16 protein-coding genes are annotated in these 14,868 nt (G+C 60.4%); 10 read left to right on the top strand and 6 right to left on the bottom strand.

Annotation, left to right across the window (positions count from 1 at the left end; all coding sequences use genetic code 11):
* Both J1C47_RS21680 and J1C47_RS21685 read left to right on the top strand, forming a co-directional pair.
* Positions 1-296: recombinase family protein (locus J1C47_RS21680; protein ID WP_207352899.1), on the top strand; the 296-nt coding region annotated here is incomplete at its 5' end.
* A complete protein-coding gene (locus J1C47_RS21685; protein WP_207352900.1) occupies positions 293-562 on the top strand; it encodes a WGR domain-containing protein in 270 nt (89 codons plus the stop codon). The genes J1C47_RS21680 and J1C47_RS21685, both read left to right, overlap by 4 nt.
* Before the next feature lie 140 nt (positions 563-702).
* On the opposite strand, the gene J1C47_RS21690 is transcribed toward J1C47_RS21685, so the two are convergent.
* From J1C47_RS21690 to J1C47_RS21705, 4 genes are all read right to left on the bottom strand, one after another.
* On the bottom strand, positions 703-1,035 hold the full coding sequence (locus J1C47_RS21690) for a response regulator (protein ID WP_207352901.1): 333 nt from the start codon (positions 1,033-1,035) through the stop codon (positions 703-705).
* 66 nt (positions 1,036-1,101) lie between these two features.
* Positions 1,102-2,991, bottom strand: coding sequence for an HWE histidine kinase domain-containing protein (locus tag J1C47_RS21695; protein ID WP_245396741.1), 1,890 nt, complete (start codon positions 2,989-2,991; stop codon positions 1,102-1,104).
* A 183-nt stretch (positions 2,992-3,174) separates the two neighbouring features.
* Entirely contained in the window at positions 3,175-3,360 is a 186-nt protein-coding gene (locus J1C47_RS21700; protein WP_207352903.1) for a hypothetical protein, read from the bottom strand.
* A gap of 488 nt (positions 3,361-3,848) precedes the next feature.
* Positions 3,849-4,193 carry a DUF2958 domain-containing protein gene (locus J1C47_RS21705; protein ID WP_207352904.1) on the bottom strand — a complete coding sequence of 115 codons (345 nt, stop codon included), beginning with the start codon at positions 4,191-4,193 and terminating at the stop codon, positions 3,849-3,851.
* Between the two features lie 262 nt (positions 4,194-4,455).
* Here J1C47_RS21705 and J1C47_RS21710 point away from each other — a divergent pair, with 262 nt between their 5' ends.
* Positions 4,456-4,854, top strand: coding sequence for a helix-turn-helix domain-containing protein (locus J1C47_RS21710; protein ID WP_207352905.1), 399 nt, complete (start codon positions 4,456-4,458; stop codon positions 4,852-4,854).
* On the opposite strand, the gene J1C47_RS24275 is transcribed toward J1C47_RS21710, so the two are convergent.
* Both J1C47_RS24275 and J1C47_RS21720 read right to left on the bottom strand, forming a co-directional pair.
* Positions 4,820-5,344 (bottom strand): transposase, encoded by a 525-nt coding sequence (locus J1C47_RS24275; protein ID WP_483423416.1) that lies wholly within the window; start codon positions 5,342-5,344, stop codon positions 4,820-4,822. The genes J1C47_RS21710 and J1C47_RS24275 overlap by 35 nt on opposite strands.
* Positions 5,345-5,893: 549 nt before the next feature.
* Entirely contained in the window at positions 5,894-7,345 is a 1,452-nt protein-coding gene (locus J1C47_RS21720) for a DUF4062 domain-containing protein (RefSeq protein ID WP_207352906.1), read from the bottom strand.
* Between the two features lie 718 nt (positions 7,346-8,063).
* Here J1C47_RS21720 and mobQ point away from each other — a divergent pair.
* The 7 genes from mobQ to J1C47_RS21755 all read left to right on the top strand — a co-directional run bounded on the left by mobQ (position 8,064) and on the right by J1C47_RS21755 (position 14,860).
* Positions 8,064-9,041, top strand: coding sequence for a MobQ family relaxase (mobQ, locus tag J1C47_RS21725; protein WP_207352907.1), 978 nt, complete (start codon positions 8,064-8,066; stop codon positions 9,039-9,041).
* Positions 9,038-9,493: a hypothetical protein gene (locus J1C47_RS21730; protein ID WP_207352908.1), complete on the top strand. Its 456-nt coding sequence runs from the start codon at positions 9,038-9,040 to the stop codon at positions 9,491-9,493. The genes mobQ and J1C47_RS21730 overlap by 4 nt, the downstream gene beginning before the upstream one ends.
* A 54-nt stretch (positions 9,494-9,547) precedes the next feature.
* Positions 9,548-9,868 (top strand): hypothetical protein, encoded by a 321-nt coding sequence (locus J1C47_RS21735; RefSeq protein WP_207352909.1) that lies wholly within the window; start codon positions 9,548-9,550, stop codon positions 9,866-9,868.
* 15 nt (positions 9,869-9,883) lie between these two features.
* Complete coding sequence (locus J1C47_RS21740; protein ID WP_207352910.1) at positions 9,884-10,528, top strand: hypothetical protein; 645 nt, start codon at positions 9,884-9,886, stop codon at positions 10,526-10,528.
* A 203-nt stretch (positions 10,529-10,731) separates the two neighbouring features.
* A complete protein-coding gene (locus J1C47_RS21745; RefSeq protein ID WP_207352911.1) occupies positions 10,732-11,727 on the top strand; it encodes an AAA family ATPase in 996 nt (331 codons plus the stop codon).
* A gap of 515 nt (positions 11,728-12,242) precedes the next feature.
* Positions 12,243-13,007, top strand: coding sequence for a hypothetical protein (locus tag J1C47_RS21750; RefSeq protein ID WP_207352912.1), 765 nt, complete (start codon positions 12,243-12,245; stop codon positions 13,005-13,007).
* Positions 13,008-13,012: 5 nt separating this feature from the next.
* Entirely contained in the window at positions 13,013-14,860 is a 1,848-nt protein-coding gene (locus J1C47_RS21755; RefSeq protein ID WP_207352913.1) for a type IV secretory system conjugative DNA transfer family protein, read from the top strand.
* Positions 14,861-14,868 lie beyond the last annotated feature (8 nt).

Consider the following 14,868-nt stretch of genomic DNA (forward strand, 5'->3'; position numbering starts at 1 on the left):
GCGCGCGGTTCCGCTCGCTTGCCCAACCCTGGGCCGATACCGATGACAGCACCGGCCGCCTCATGCTGGCCATCCTTGGCGGTCTCGCCGACGTTGAGCGGGATCTGATCAAGACCCGCACGGCCGAAGGCCGCGCCCGCGCTAAGGCGCGCGGCGTGAAGATGGGGCGGCGCCCAAAGCTGACGCCGGCGCAAAAGGCCGAAGCGCTCGAACGCAAGGCCAATGGCGAGCCGCACATGTCGATCGCCCGCTCGTTCAACGTCAGCAATCAGACGATTGGGCGGTTACGGCCATGACGGTGCAGCTCGACCTTCTGGACAGCCTGGCCGCCTCCCTGCCGCCGCGGCTTTATCTCTGCCGGATCAATCCCGAGCGTCGCATGTCGCGGTTCTATATCCTGGCGATCGAACCGACGCTGTTTGGCGGCTATGCTCTCACGCGCGAGTATGGCCGGATCGGCCGCGGCGGGCGAGTGATGCGGCAATTCTTTGAAACGGCCGACGCGGCCGTGAGGGAGTATGGTCGGCTTCGCCGGGTGAAGGAGCGCCGCGGCTACGCCTAAGGAGAAAGGTCACTGGCATGGCGCTTTCGTTCGCGCGGCTGAAACAGAATACGATGAAAGTGTTTCAAAATCGAGCGTTTGCATGACCCAATTGGGGAGAACCTGCTGATTAGTCCGATCTAGGGAGAACTCAATGTATTCTACGTCGTCATCTGTGGTTTGATCTGTCTCGTTAGTTCTTCAATCAGAATTTCTGGGTCTGTTGTCTTTGAAAATATAGGAACAGACGGAAATTCACCTTCCATCTCCCAGGGCCGTATGGTCCCTGTGTTGACCACCACCGGGCGCTCCAGCTCCACGAGACTTTTGAGAACAGGCGTAATGTCGCCGTCGAGAAGATTGACATCTAATATGGCGGCCGTGACCGGCTCGTTTCCAAGATGGTCCAAGGCCTCTTGGACGGTCGAGAATGGCCCAACGACTTCTCCTCCTGCATCCTGAACTGCAAACGCGATGTCTTGAGCGATGAACATCTCGTCTTCCGCGATCAGAACAATCTGATCTGCGAGGGGGTGATTGGAGAGAGTCATTGTACGTGATTAGGCCTGCAAACGAGACAAAGGTAAACAGAGTTCGACTACCAGCCCTTCCTGGCGCCAATCGAGATCGACCGTGCCACGCAGCTGGCTTCTGACACTCATGTCAATGAGGGTTGAGCCAAAGCCGGAGGTGGATTGTTCGTGTTCGACCGGAGGGCCACCGCTTTCGGTCCATGTCAGGTAGGCGACGTCAGCTCTTACCGACCAGCGCACGACAAGACGTCCCTGCGGAGCGGAAAGCGCACCGTATTTCGCCGCGTTCGTCGCCAGTTCATGAAGGACCATCGCAAGATTGGTAGATCCGTTCGCTCCAAGTGAGATTGCGGGACCTTCGATCGTTATCTGGTCATTCTCATGGGTGAGATGCGGTTCGATCAGAGACGCGACGAGATTTTGAAGGGAGACATCCGGCTGACCGATCTCTTCCTGCGTCACTGCTGGACGGATGAGTTCATGGGCTTGCGCCAAAGCACTGACCCGACCTCGTAACGCCTTAGCCATTTCGGCAGGGGTACGTGTGTGGCGCGCGGTCATGCCGATCATGCCGGAGACAACCGCGAACAGGTTTTTGACGCGATGGTTTAGCTCGCGAACGAGCAGCTGACGGGTTTCGACGACCTGTCGCTCAGCCGTGACATCGCGGAAAAAGACCGTGAGATCTTCCTCACTCGGGAAAGCACGCGCCTCATAACGTTGGTTGGTCTTCTCCAGGAACAGCTCCGCCGTTTCCATCACATCGTTTTCTACGGCATCGTGAAACGCATGCCAAAGCGGGTTTCCCTTCCAACCCGGAAAGGCCTTCCATACCGTTTCGCCGCTGAGGTCACGACCGCCAGCAAAGTTTTTGGTGAAAGCCTTGTTTGCGTAGGTGATCGTCCAGTCCTGCTTCAGAAACAGGATGGGATCACTGGTTGCTTCCAGGACTTTCAGAAGCTGAGCCCGCGCCTCATTAGCTGAGGTTTCGGCCTGCTTGCGATCGGTCACGTCGACGAAGGTGGCAACCGCTGTTCGCTGGTCTTCTCCGACGCGCCTAGAGCTGACCTCAAACTCGACGAGAGCGCCGTCGCCACGCCGATATAGCATCGGTTCATTGAGGACGACCTCTCCCTCTACGACAGTACGGACAAGAGGATATTCAGCCGGTTTGTAGCGCGCGCCGTTATGGTGCTGTGCGCCTAATCCTCGATAATCTTGAGCTTTCTCAGCCGAGACCTCTTCGTTGACGAGCGAAAGGCCAACATTGTTGGTCATCACGATTGCAGCGGAGGGGACTTTTGCAATGACAACACCGATCGGCAGCTGGTCGATCACGTCTCGAAAAAACGTCCTCTCCTGCTCCACATGCACAAGGCTTTCGCGCAAAGCGATTTCACTTTCCACGAGAAGGGCGATATCCGTGAGATTGGTAAGGTCATCATCCGTCCATTCTCGAGGCTCGGGCATGATCGCGCAGAGAGAACCAAGTACTTCTCCGCCCGGCGCACGCACCGGTACACCGAGATAGGCAACGACATTCAGATCGCGGATCGCGAGATTGTCTTTGACTCGGGGATCTGTTCGAGCGTCCGACATCCGCAAGGGGGCGTTCTGCTGAACGACGTGCTGACAGAACGAATGCGAAAGCGGTGTTTCTCGCGCTTCTGCGGCCGAGCCGGCCAACCCCGTCTGCGCTTTGAAAAACTGTCTTTCAGTGTCGACGAGCGACAGCAAGCTCACGGGGGCCTTCAACAAGCGGCTGGCAAGACTGACAGTCCGGTCGAAGACCTCCTCGGGAGCCGAATCCATCAAGCCCGATCGTTGTAAGGCTTGCAGGCGATCCTGGTCGCTGAGCGATGTGTCCGGGGCCGAAACGAACGATGTCTTTGCGGTTGCGGAGGAGCTTTCTGTCATGCTCACTTACAATTTGTGTGACTAAGTCTCTGATCATATGGCTGAAATCTCATAGATCATCGAAAGAGACCCAAAGCCAGACAAGGGCACCATTTCGTAAGAGCGTTGCCTATGTTGCAAATGACCGTGATGGGTTGGAAGCCACTATCCGATCAAATCTAAAACAGAATTGCGCATTCTGTTTCAGATGGCGACGCCTTGTTGGGATGTTTGCGAGTTTGCGCCTTTAAGGTCGCGCTGCGCGCGCTTCTCGGTCACCCGGATCGCTGAAACGATGGTCGCGTAAAGGTTTTGCGCCTCATGTACCAGTTCACGGTCTTCCAGGTGCTCCATCTTCTCGACCAGAGCCTTGGCCTGAGCTTCGATCATTCGCAGCATAGTTCCCCACCCTATGGCTGTCCAACAAATGGTTCGATAACAAAAGCTTAGCCGATTTTTCGGGGGTGTCATCCTGTTTTTTGCGCCGGCGCAAGTTTCGCGCATGTTTCAAGTTTCAGGCAGACGGATCGAAGCTCGTTCTTGAAACACTTTCATTGTATTCGGCTTCAACGCCTTAGCCACGCCAGCATGGGTTGACGGCTTGCGGGCCCGCCGAGACTGGTTGAGGTCCGGTCAGAATGGCCTGACCGCGCCCGCAGGGCAAACCAGCGGGCCTACAGGCTGTCACCGCCGCGCGGGCCCCCATGGCCATGCGGGAGGCCCGGTTGCGCAGCAAGCCCGCGAGACCCGTGGCTCGAGGGCAGAGCCGGAGCATTGACGTGGGGAAGCGGCGGGGAACCTGGGCGGGTGGGCTCGCTGCAATGGTCGATGCGACATGCATACGGTGTCCATGGGAAGGCCGCGCGCGCGGCCTCCGGTCACGTCCGGATGGCTCCGGCCTGGCGCGCCGCTTCCGCATAGGCTGACAACGGTTTGTCGGCGGTGAAGTGCCGATCGCGCTCCACCGGCAGCCCGAGCTTGCCGCGGATGCTGGCGATTTCCGAGATCCGCACCGAGCCGAGCTCCGGGCACTGCAGGCCGAGATCGCAAAGTCCGAAGGCGATATCGGGATCTTCCGGATCGAGTTCGCTCAAGAGCCAAGTCGCATTGGCATCCGGCGTGAACAGCTTCACCACCGGCAAGGGGTCGATGTCCTGGCCGGCAGCGGAGCGACGGCCGTTCTCGAGCATGGTCGCGCGTTGGGCGTTGGTGAGGAGGGTCATGGAGAAGTCTCCCGTTGATTGCTCTTTGCCCTGACGGGCACGGGAGAAGGCGCACACCGGCTTCAATCCGGCAGTCCTGCCCAACACGGTCTGGTGCGGGCCGGGCGTGGACGGACGGATGCCGGCGGGCAGACACGACCCTGCCGAGGGGCAGCAATCGACGACAAGCGGCATGCCATCCTTCACCGGCCACAACTGACACGTCTCGGTTGCCATCAAGAGGGCCACCCGGCTAGCATCCCGTTTGGCTGGGAGCGGGGTTATGGCGAAGACAAAGACTGGCAACACGATCGACGCGGCGGTCGGAGGCCGTATTCGTATGCACCGGCTTGCGCACGGCATGAGCCAGACCGCTCTGGCGCGCTCGCTCGGCGTGAGCTTTCAACAGGTGCAGAAATACGAAAACGGAACGAACCAGATCAGCATCAGCCGGCTGCAGAAGGTGGCGGACGTCTTCGACCTGCACCCCAGCGCACTCTTCAACGATGCGGCCGCCTCAAAAATCGACGACGGCGGGCTAGCGTCCTTCGTCCAGTCTCCTGAAGGTCTCGAGCTCAACAACGCCTTCGCGACGATCTCTGACCGCGACGTGCGACGCGGCGTCGCGCGGCTGGTCGAGGCGATCGTCAAAGACGCGGCGTCTCAAGCGACAGAGGAATAAAGGACATTATCATATATAGAAACATGTGCAGCATGTTTCTCGCGCTGCCCAACCAGGAGGAGCGACGGCAGTCGCATCCACGATCTGGCCGCCCATCGCCAGATAGCCACGCCTTGGCGAGATGTTTGTCGAAGCGCGCGAACAGGGTCTTGATCGCTCTGGCTTCGGCCAGCTGCTCTCGGAACAACCAAACCGTCTTGCCGTCCGGCACCTTGTCGGCGAGCCCGAGACCGAGAAAGCGCATGAACGACAGGCGGTCCTGGATCTGAAACTCGGCCTGATCGTCCGAACGATCGTACAGCGCCTGCAGAACAAAGACCTTGAACATCAACACAGAATCGTAGGGCGGCCTGCCGCCCTGCGATCCAATGGATCGCTTCCGCGCTTTGACAAGCGAGTACACCTCACACTGCACGATCGCATTCAGCTTTTCCAACGGATCGCCAGCCTCACTCAAACGCCCGTGACACTCGTCGATATTCCAAAACACGGCTGTCCGCGCATCCCGACCTCCTCATCGCTCCCAAGGCCATGGAATCACGAAACAGGGGCGTTGGGGAGGTATTTCAAAATCTCCATCCTGCCCAACGCTTACCCTAAAAACACTCCAACGCGCCAATCAGTCCAAGCCATCCCGGTCTACTAAGCCATATACGAGCTGGCTTTTAACAATCGATACGATTTTAGTAGCAACCCAATTTGATATATAATATAGTCTCTGTCGATATACTTATGTTTTTAATTGTCAAATATTGGATTCTCGAATGCCTCTAATCAATAAAAATATAATATCGCAAATGTCCCCGACGAAGCGACTTGCATTGCTTTACAGCGAAATAATTAAAACCGGTGTTCGTTCCGATCAAGGTCACTATGTCGTGTCATGCACCGACGGATTAGCGTCTTGTCTCAAATTAATCGGCGACGGCCTTGGCGTTCAATCTGAGTTTGTCAAGCCGCCCGCATATTGTGAAGACGGCAGTTACGGTCCCGTCGTTATCGTCACGCCCGAGCAACTAAAGAAGGCCGAAGATTTATCTTATAATGCGGAATCTCTAAACAAATTGTTATAAGCCACATATGTCCATATCTCCCCTGATTCAAACGGTTCTATTATAAATCCCCTTTTTTTCAAAAACTCATGAAAGTTTTTGCATTTATCCTCTAGGTATCCACCGCTCACAAAACACACCGGCTGTGACAACAGTATCTCTTCCCACATTTTTGAATCAAATACTCGATAGTAAGCATCACTGCGCGTAGGGCGAAAATTGATTTTTCCCGATGTCTGCAGGATAATTTTATTCGTTTTCGTTCTAAATATTGCGTGCTTAAATAAAACGTTTTTATACTCTAATATATAAGGGGCAAATCCGTCATTTGCATCAAGACCACCAAACGCAATAATCGCTATCCCAAGAGATTCTTGCTGCTCTAAGCATTCCTTGATTTTATTTGTAACCAAATTTATGCCGTCATCTGCGTCTTTCCTCAACGCATTACTATCATAATCTAACTTATTTACATCTGGTACGTCTTTTAAAACACCAATTGTTTTCCCATACTGAGGTGATATAGGAGGTTTTGGAAGATAAGTGACATCTATCACAGCAGGTAGTTGATATCGACGCAAGTCGAATATGATTTTCGCGAAAACTCCGTTCAAATATATTTTGATGATCTCTGGCACCTTACGCAAGGCATCGTCCGTTTCGAGAATATGCAATAACTCTATTGCCAGAAAATCACAACTAGAACCTGCTTCAATAAATATATTATGTTTTTTATCAATAATTAGTCTTGTCTTAAATCGATCGAAGAATACTTTAGCAATTGCTGCTTTTATCTCGGAATCTATATTAGATCTTTTGGTTAGTGCTTCAAACGCCTTTAGTCTTTGAAGTATATGTGTAAAAGTCCTACTTTTCGATTGTTCGGGATCGAGGTGACCGAGAGTATTGATTTCATCAAAACGACTGGAATGAACCCATCCCCCCTTCGGAACATCCCGAAGGGCGTCGATTTCACTTTGCAAGCCCTGCTGGACAACAACTGCGAGACTTTCGGGCTTTGCCATGCTAAAATGACGGTAGAAGGTTCCTTGAGTTTTAATTCTTGTGATAAAGCGGGTAAGTCGTTTGTCTGTGTTTGATTTTTCAAAGTCTTCGTCATCTGCAATAAAGGCAATACATTTAACCCCGGCGGCTTGTGCTATATTGTATTCGTACTCTGTAAAACTAATCCTGCCGCACTCTTTGACAACTCCGCCGATGAATGTACCAATTATTAGTACCAAAATGTCTGATTTTCGAACCTTGTCGGCAATATATGAAACATTTTTTTGAGAACTTGCTGCAAATGTCTCCATATTAATGGGGATATTATTTTGCCCATTAATAACCTCAACTACGGCCTGTCGATGAGCAGCTAGATCTCGGGTAGTTGAGCTGACGAAGATTTGATAAAGTCGGCCGTCAATCTGAGTTTTCATAGTGTCCCTATGTCACGCTCGGGAGTTACATAGCTGGTTATATCCCCCTACGAGCTTACAGTGCTTGTTACATGATGGGAAGTCCGGTCGCGCAGTGACAGGCGCGGCAACGACGATCGTGCCCCGTTAGCCCTTTTCTGATAAACGAAGACACGCTACACACGTGCGTCGCACCACCGCACCACCGATTTCCAGGCGGTCGCGGTTCACGCTTAGCGGGCGTAGGAGGGCTTTTCGGTGTGCCTTCGATGCAACTCACCTTGCTAGCCGTGTCGAGATAACGCTTGTTCTCGGCCTTTCAGTAGGGCTAACAACCCAGACGTTTGGATGCGGTATGCGAAAGACCGACCAGACCTTCGGGCAATCGAGCGCTTTCATTTGCAGCAGCATCCGCGACGCAAGACTTGCGGATAAAGTCATGCCTGCGATCAATCGAGATATGGTCTTGTACCTGAAGGCCAATTAGTGATGTCGGCAAAGCTCCTATGACCATCTCTAGCCATTTTGGCCTAGCAGAACTTGACCATCTAACGCGCGTCCACATCCTTCTACCACCCACGTCTGAAGGCTCCCGCGAACTATAAGTTTCTTCCTTCTTTAATCGCTTTCCAGTTGCATTGAGTCGCAAGCTAGCGTACGTTGCCGCAGGCAATGTATAAACGCGCCATTAGAGCCTTACCGCAACAAACCGGAGAGTTGAGCCAAGGGAGCGCACAGGGTGGCCATCTACGTCCTCTCGGCCAAGATCGTCGCCCGATCCAAAGGCCAATCCGCCGTCGCCGCTGCCGCCTATCGCGCCGGGGCATGCCTCCACGACGACCGTGTCGACGCCACCTTCGACTACACCCGCCGGGGCGGTGTCGTCCATGCCGAGATCCTGCTTCCCAAGGGCGCCCCTGACCGCCTCGCCGATCGCCAGACTCTCTGGAACGAGGTCGAGGCCACCGAGAAGCGCAAGGACGCCCAACTCGCCCGCGAGTTGATGTTCGCTGTCCCCCATGAGCTCGAGACCCTCGAGGAGCAGCGCGCCCTCGTCGTCGCCTTCGTCACCGACCAGTTCGTCCGCCGCGGCATGATCGCCGACATCGCTCTCCACATGGGCCGCACCGGCAACGGCAAGCCCGCCATCCACGCTCATGTCATGCTGACCATGCGCGCCGTCGGCCCGGAGGGGTTCGGCAAGAAGGTCCGCGAGTGGAACGCAGCCTTCGCCACTAAAGAGGCCGAGACCTTCACTGTCGGCACCAACACGCTGGCCGACTGGCGCAAGGCCTGGGCCAAGCATGCCAACGCCTCGCTCGCCGAGGCCGGCTCCGACGCCCGTATCGACCACCGCACCCTCGCGGCCCAGCGCGAGGAGGCCATGGCTGAGGGGGATTTCGCCAAGGCCGAGGCGCTCAATCGCGAGCCGCAGCCAAAACTCGGCGCGGCCAAATGGATGGCTGCCCGCGCCGCCGATCTGCGCGATGCCGTCGCCAAGTCCAAACTGATGGAAACGATCGACGCCTGGCGCCGCTGGGTTGGCGTCCGCCATCGCAACGGCGTGCGCGAGCGTGCCCGGGCCCAGGCCGAGCAGACCAGCCCCGCCGCCACCGGTGCCGAGCTGGTCGCCCGCATCGTCCGTCACGGGCCCCGCATGGGCCTCAAACCTCTCGGGCCGGGATGGCCCGACCCCGAGCATGAGGCCGGATCATGACGATGCGAGAGGATTTCAGCTTCACGAATCGATATGCGGGCGGCAGCCCCCCGAGCTTCGAGGAGAGCGAGGCCGTCAACGACCCGAAGCATCGGAGAAGCTATGCCGCCACCGAGATGATCCGCGCGGCAAACCGGCCGGGGTCCTGGATGTTTACCTGCCGCTGGCGCGAGCGCCAGGCCGGAGGCCTGCCGCAGCGCCGGGTCAAGACGCTGCCGTATTTTCATCTGGGCGAGATCGACACCCTCGGAACTGAGCACCTCTCCCTCATCACCACCTACAGCCTCATCCACATGGAAGGCGAAGGGCTCGATACGATTGCCGGCGAGCTCGCCCGCCAGCGCGTCGAGGCCCTGCAGGAATTCGACCCCGATCTCTGGGACAAGCCCGCCCCCGGCGCTGCCGTCATCGCCCGCATGTGGGTCGAGCCCCTCGGCAAGCTCGCCACCTGACGCCGCCCTAAACAACACTGTCGATCCCCGATTTTCCGCGCCGAGGACAAGCCCATGGCCGACGACAAGAGCAAGGACGCCGCTGCCGAGCCCCAGGAGAAGAGCCGACTGCGCCGGGGCCTCGAACAGGCCTTCGATGTCGCCTGGGAGCTCGGCGCCGAGGCGACCCACGACATCCGCCACAAGGTGGTCGAGGAGCCCTGGTTCGGCCGCGCCGTCACCGAGGCGCAGGAAACCAATATCTGGTCGACCCTGCCGGCGAAGCCCGACGCCGACGCAGCATCCGTCCGGAAGCCGAAACAGCCGAAGGCAGAAGCCGACAGGTCTCCCAATAGCGTGCCCGACGGGGCGCCCGATCTCGAACCCGAACTGTAGCCGGAGATTGTCGTCATGCCGGCTCCGCGTCAGCATGAACGCGCATCTCCACCGCGGGCGGGGCGCTCGCCCGCCGAGCGGCCGCCGTCCCGCTCCCGCTGGCGCGGTCTGGCGGGAACCGCGCTCGTTCTCGGCTGCATCGCCCTCGGCGCGGCTTTCGCCGGCGCCACGCCCGACAAGCTTCTCGCCGCGCTTCAGACCGGTCTCGGCCTTGCCGGCGGCGATCCGGGTCTCAGCGCTCAGGCGGCACAGGCCAGGACGGACGCCTTTGACGCCGCCCGGCCTTTCGCCCTTGCCCCGCTGTCGGCCGCCGAAGCGGCTGCCGCCCTGCCATACCTCGGCCTGTCCGCCGGAGCGGCCGCGGCTCTCAAGACCGATCTCGACAAGGGCGCCGTGCGCCTCGTCGCTCTGACCCTCTGGGACGATCAGGAGGAAGACGGCGATGTCGTGCGCGTCGAAACCGCCGGCTACGGCCGCGATATTCCCCTCGCCGCCGCCCCGACGCGCATCGTCCTGCCGGTCGACGGCGACAATTCCATCAGGGTCAGGGGCACGGCGGATGGCGGCGGCGGCATCACCATGGCGATCGCGGTGAACGGCAAGGCCGTGCCGCTGCCGCCGCTCGCCGTCGGCGAAACCGTCTCGCTTCCCATTGGCTGACCATGCCGGATTTCCTGCCCTCCGGCTTGATCGCACGCGCCGTCCTCGGACTGCTCGCCGGCTATTTCCTGTTGCATCTTCTGACGCAGGCAAGCTGGATTTTGCTTCTCACAGCATTCCTCCTGTGGTTGATGGTGACGGGCTGCGTGGTCCATGTCGCACGTACCCCCGGACGGGCTCCTTCCGCAAAAAGGCATTGGCTCATGGATATCCTCGACCGGCTCACCAATCGGGAAGCGCTGCGGGACGCCCTGAAGACCGCGCCGCCCTCCGGGCCGCTGTCGATCGAGATCGATGCGCCGGCGCTCGCCGACCGGCTCAAGGGCAAAGTGTTCGGCCAGGACGCGGTGTGCGAGGACGTCGCCCGGGAGATCAAGCGCCGGGCCGCGCGCACCGGACGTTCGGTGCCGCTCGGCATCTTCTTCTTCGTCGGTCCGCCGGCGACCGGCAAGACCCACTTCGCCAAGGTGCTCGCGGCGAGCCTGCCGAGCGAATTCACGCTGCTCTTCGTCGAAATGGCCCAGCATAGCGAGCCCCATACCGCCGCCGGTCTCTTCGGCCAGGCGCCTGGCTATGTCGGCTCCGACCGCTATGGCACCCTCACCGGCGCCTTGCGCAACAACTCCCGCACCGTCGTCGTCCTCGACGAATTCGAGAAGGCGCATCGCGAGGTTCAGGAAAAATTCCTCTCTGCCTGGAACGACGGCTTCCTCACCGAGAGCTCAACGGGCGAGAAGATCGCCACGGTCAACGCCATCTTCATCGTCACCAGCAACGCCGCAGAGCGCGAGGTCGGCGAACTCGCCAAAAGCTACGCCGGCGACCGCGAAGCGCTGTCGCAGGCCTGCAAGCGGGCGCTCGCCAGCCATTTCTCGGGGCCGGTCCTGTCGCGCGTCGATCGGGTCTTTCCCTTCCTGCCGCTCGGCGAGGAGGATCTCGCCCGGCTGATCGCCGGGCAGATCGAGCGCAACGCCGCCGAATTCGAGCTGGCGATCGCCCCCGGCGGCCTCGACTTCCGCATTCTCGTCGACACCATCCGCGACGCCAGGCGCACCGATGCCGATGCCCGCGAGATCAGCCGCATCGTCAGCCGCGCGATCGACGACGAGCTGATGGCCTTCAAGGAGCGCCATCGCGGCAAGACGGCGATCCGCCTCGGCCTGACCGAAGCCGGCGCCATCGCCGTCATGCCGGCCTGAGCCATGGCGGGCGCTGCGGCCTATGGTTCGGCGGTCTTCGATCTCTGGCGGAGAAGCCGTCCGTTTCGCCGCCTGGGCGTCGGTGCCGTCGTGGCGACGATCCTCGTCTTGTTGTTTCCGCCGCGCTGGCCGCAGGCAAGCCCGTCCCTGGGACAAGCGAGCTATGTCTCGACCACTTCGCAGCCGGGCTTGCCTCCACCCATTCCGACCGGTCCGACCGTCGGAACCGCCTCCGCCCTGCCCCGTCCTGCTCGGCTCGTCCCGCCGCTCCGGCCGTCCCTGATCGACGAGGCGACAACGTCGAACGCGAACCCCGGCATCGAGACCCGGGCCGGCGCCCAAAGACCGGCGCCGGCAGCTCTCTCGCAAGCCGAAACCCTGACGCCGGCCCGCCCGCCGCTCGGCATGCCGGGTACCCTCTCCGCGGCGCCGCGCGGCGATCCGCCGCCCGTGGCGAACGGATCGTCGATCCTTGTACCCTCTCGCCCTGCTCTTTCAGATCCGTGAGGTTCTCGATGCGACTGCCGCGCTGGTTCCTTGTCTCCGCCGGAGCGACGGTGGCCCTGTGGTTCTCCGCCCCGGTCTTTGCAGAGGTCGACCTGCAGACGCAGATCGACGCCCTCAGAACCGATCTCGACCGTCTCAAGACCGAGGTCGAAGCCTTGAAGGATGGCAAGAGTCCATCTTCTGGCAACACGGCGGCCGCACCCGCCATCGCCAATCCCGCCCCAGCCGCGCCGCCGCTCGAACCTGGCTGCATGCTGCAGGGATCGGTCAAATACTGCACCGGCTGGACGGTCAGCGTGTTCAATGTCGATCCACGCGGTGGTGCCGCTGCGCTCGTCGGCCGTTTCGTTCCTGAAAACGCCGCCCGCATCGGCATCGAGGATCACAAGGCCATCTTCGCAGCCAACTCGAACGATCTCGAATATCGCGGCGAAGGCTTCTTCAATGCGCGCGAGACCGGCGCCTACAGCTTCCTTCTCGACCTGACACCCGGCTATCGCGACAAGTGCCGCGCCAGCCTGTCGTTCGCCGGCACCGATCTCGTTTCCGCCGACGATCGCAGGCCCAACGGGTCCGCCACCAGCACGCTGCAGCCAGGGCTCTACCCAATCGGCTTTCGCCTCGCCTGCTCGATCTATCCCTACAAGCGGCAGAACCGATCCGACCCGTCGACGGTCCTGTTACGGGTCCTGACCCCGAAAAGCGGCGCGCCGCGGCCGCTCCGGGCAGCAGACAGCCCCGCCGACAGCGACGTCATCCGCGAGGCGCCCTGACCGCGATGATCGGCCTCGGCCTGCAGCTCGCAAAGTTCCTCGTCTGGCTTTGGCCGCTGTGGCTCTGGCTTCTCGCCTGGAACTGGGGAGGCGAACTAGTGCTCGGGACCGTCTTCTACCGCACTGGCCAGGTGGCCGCCTCGGCTGCCCTGCTCGTCCCGGCGACGCTGCTCGCCGCACGCGGCATCGGCCCGCCCTGGATCGCGCTTCTGGCCGCGATCGGCGCCATCGCAGCGGGGTATTCCGGGCTGGCCTCGGAATGGCAACGCGTTGGCCCCTTCGCCATGGCGCCCGGCCAGAACATCGCGGCGGTCCTTCCCTATCTCGACTATCCGCTGTTGGCGGTCTCCGTCGCGGCCATCCTCGGACCCTCCCTCGTCCCGGCGCTGCGCTGGCTCGCCTATCGCCGGAGCGCGACCGCGAAGGGCACGCTCCTCGGCAGCGCCCGCTGGATGAGCCTCCGTGAGGCAAGGCAGGTGTTCCAGAATGGCGATCTCGTCATCGGCGAAGCCTATGACGCGGTACGCGATCCAAGGGCCGGAGGCAGCGCGCCGCTGCTGCGACACCGGCCGAACGGTCATCTCCTGACCGTCGCCGGATCGGGCAGCGGCAAGACCACCAGCATTGCCATTCCGAACTGCCTCTCCTGGCCGGAAACCCTCGTCGCCCACGATCCGAAGGGCGAGCTGGCGCGGCTCTGCGGTCCGAGCCGGAGCAAACGGGGCCGCTCGGTCTTCGTCCTCGATCCGCTCGATCCGCAAACCGACAGCCTCAACGTCCTGTCCTGGCTCGATCCGACCTCCGAACGACTGATCGACGATGCCCGCGCCATGGTCAGCTGGCTCACCGACGGCAAGCCGCCCGAGGGCGAGAACAAGATCTTCGAGGAGAATGCCCGCGAGCTGATCATGACGCTCCTGCTGGTCGTCGTCTGCGACGATCGCTGGCCGGCAAGCGAGCGCACGCTCGAGCGGCTGCGGCGGTATTTCTATCAGGAGGATTTGCGCGGCATGCTCGCTGATCTCGCCGCGCATGGCGATCATCTGGCCTTCGGCGTGCCCGCCGCCAATGCCCGCGTCTTCCAGGGTTTTGGCGAGCGGCTCTGGGGCAGCGTGCTCGGCAGCGCCAAGGACCTCCTCAACTGCATCAGCGGCCCGCCCATGGCGCGCCTCGTCTCGGGCGGCGGCGGCAAGGTGTTGACCCGCGACGATCTCGCCGGCGGCAAGACGGATGTCTTCATCTCGATCCCCGTCAAGGACCTCGACGCCAATCCGGCGATCGCCCGGCTGCTGCTCGGTACCCTTCTCAACGCCGCCTACGAGATCGGCCAGGGCAATGCCGGCCAGAGAAATGCTGGAAAGGCCCGAACCCTCTTCCTCCTCGATGAGATGCCGCGGCTTCGCTACATGGGCCTGCTCGAGACGGCCCGCGACGTCGGCCGCGGCCATGGCCTCACCCTCTGGGCGATCGTCCAGGACCTCGGCCAGCTCGAGAAGCACTATCAGAAGGAAGGTCTCGTCAGCTGGCTGGAAAACAGCGAGGTGAAGAGCTTCTTCGGCATCGGCGAATATTCCACCGCCGAACGTCTGTCGCAGACGATCGGCGAGACGACGATCACCAGCCGGTCGCGCTCCTTCGAGCACCCGTTCGAACTTGTCTCCGGAAAGTCCGACAGCCCCACCGCCCGCGCGCTGATCACGCCGGACGAGATCATGCGCATGGCGGTCGACGCGCGCGGCCTGCCCGACGAGCAGATCGTGTTGTTACGCAATCAGGCGCCGCTGCGCTGCGGACTCGCCAAATACTACCGGCGCAAGGAGTTCGCCGGCGAGACCGGCGACACAAAGGGGTAGATCGACGC

The organism is Jiella sonneratiae (assembly GCF_017353515.1).
GTDB lineage: Bacteria > Pseudomonadota > Alphaproteobacteria > Rhizobiales > Rhizobiaceae > Jiella > Jiella sonneratiae.

Excerpts from the sequence above, each read along its gene's own strand:
- J1C47_RS21750 (WP_207352912.1), top strand. The coding sequence starts at position 12,243 with ATGCGACTGCCGCGCTGGTTCCTTGTCTCCGCCGGAGCGACGGTGGCC.
- J1C47_RS21690 (WP_207352901.1), bottom strand. The coding sequence starts at position 1,035 with ATGTTCATCGCTCAAGACATCGCGTTTGCAGTTCAGGATGCAGGAGGA.
- J1C47_RS21685 (WP_207352900.1), top strand. The coding sequence starts at position 293 with ATGACGGTGCAGCTCGACCTTCTGGACAGCCTGGCCGCCTCCCTGCCG.
- J1C47_RS21740 (WP_207352910.1), top strand. The coding sequence starts at position 9,884 with ATGCCGGCTCCGCGTCAGCATGAACGCGCATCTCCACCGCGGGCGGGG.
- J1C47_RS21720 (WP_207352906.1), bottom strand. The coding sequence starts at position 7,345 with ATGAAAACTCAGATTGACGGCCGACTTTATCAAATCTTCGTCAGCTCA.
- J1C47_RS21730 (WP_207352908.1), top strand. The coding sequence starts at position 9,038 with ATGACGATGCGAGAGGATTTCAGCTTCACGAATCGATATGCGGGCGGC.
- J1C47_RS21710 (WP_207352905.1), top strand. The coding sequence starts at position 4,456 with ATGGCGAAGACAAAGACTGGCAACACGATCGACGCGGCGGTCGGAGGC.
- J1C47_RS21755 (WP_207352913.1), top strand. The coding sequence starts at position 13,013 with ATGATCGGCCTCGGCCTGCAGCTCGCAAAGTTCCTCGTCTGGCTTTGG.
- J1C47_RS21695 (WP_245396741.1), bottom strand. The coding sequence starts at position 2,991 with ATGACAGAAAGCTCCTCCGCAACCGCAAAGACATCGTTCGTTTCGGCC.
- J1C47_RS21745 (WP_207352911.1), top strand. The coding sequence starts at position 10,732 with ATGGATATCCTCGACCGGCTCACCAATCGGGAAGCGCTGCGGGACGCC.
- J1C47_RS21735 (WP_207352909.1), top strand. The coding sequence starts at position 9,548 with ATGGCCGACGACAAGAGCAAGGACGCCGCTGCCGAGCCCCAGGAGAAG.
- J1C47_RS21705 (WP_207352904.1), bottom strand. The coding sequence starts at position 4,193 with ATGACCCTCCTCACCAACGCCCAACGCGCGACCATGCTCGAGAACGGC.
- J1C47_RS21700 (WP_207352903.1), bottom strand. The coding sequence starts at position 3,360 with ATGATCGAAGCTCAGGCCAAGGCTCTGGTCGAGAAGATGGAGCACCTG.